1 protein-coding gene is annotated in these 1,083 nt (G+C 24.7%); it reads left to right on the top strand.

Going from position 1 to position 1,083, the window contains the following annotated elements:
- Positions 1 to 43: 43 nt before the first annotated feature.
- Positions 44 to 739 (top strand): outer membrane protein, encoded by a 696-nt coding sequence (locus ACQCX0_RS00930; protein WP_462562225.1) that lies wholly within the window; start codon positions 44 to 46, stop codon positions 737 to 739.
- The last annotated feature ends 344 nt before the right edge of the window (positions 740 to 1,083 follow it).

The raw sequence follows: 1,083 nt of genomic DNA, 5'->3' as shown, positions 1-1,083 counted from the left end.
ATTGCTATTATATATACTATAATAATAGGATTTATTTAGTAACATGAGATTTTTTATATTTATACTCTTTTTTTATAGCATTTTAACTGTTTCTACTTATGCCTCTAAAGAGAGTCTTGATAGATTTGCCATTAAAGTTAATTTAGGCTCTCAGTTCGGGGAAACCACAAAGTTTAAATATTTAGATAGTAACGTTCAATATAAAGATTCTTCTCTGAACAATCCTAACTTTAAGGGGGTTAATGCAGGACTAGGTATAGGGTACGTTTTTAATAATAATTATATCCTATTTTTAGATTATGCAATTTACTCTATTACTAAAGGTACTACCTATAACGGACAAAAAAATGTATTAATTACTGCTAATAATATTTTATATGTAAATAACCTGATAACTTCAACTATTATGTTAAATTTACAATATACTTTTCTGAATAAAGAACTTATTAAACCTTATTTACACATAGGTATAGGTATAACTCTTAATAATGCAAAAACTACCCTCAGAGGTAAATCTACTTGGGATACGAATTTAGGTACGGCTTATAAATTAGGACTTGGCTTCAATTATAAAATAAACGATACCTTTAGCTTTTTTTCAGAATATGCTTTTGCTAATTTAGGTAAGGTAGTTTTATATAAAGATTATTTCTTACCTGATAGTGATAAATCAGTATTTAGTATAACCAGAATGCAACACGAAGTTAATTTAGGCATTCTTTACAATTTCTCTCTATAATTTTACTTTATCCTCAAAAGGACTAATTACCTACGTTAAAGAAAATTTTTGACATTTATACAAAATATATGATTGCTAATTTTTTCTTAGTTTTATGATATTTTTATGCTGTATCTGCATACTAATTTTAAATTTCTTACATCCTAATAGCATAGATAATATACATTATATGATATTTCCTGAAATGAGTAGTGACTGGTACACTAGATTAGGTTATTATATACAAGCCTCATTTTACAATATCTTTAATTATCAATATTTTTACTATAATGATAAACATATATTATTAGCAATTGTAAATTCTTTGATTTTTTATAGTTATATATATATCTCTTTTATACTAT

The sequence above is a fragment of the Candidatus Hepatincolaceae symbiont of Strigamia maritima genome (assembly GCF_055505085.1).
The sequence above is the reverse complement of the archived record's forward strand: the minus strand, read 5'-3'. Positions and strand labels throughout refer to the sequence as shown.

Excerpts from the sequence above, each read along its gene's own strand:
- ACQCX0_RS00930 (WP_462562225.1), top strand. The coding sequence starts at position 44 with ATGAGATTTTTTATATTTATACTCTTTTTTTATAGCATTTTAACTGTT.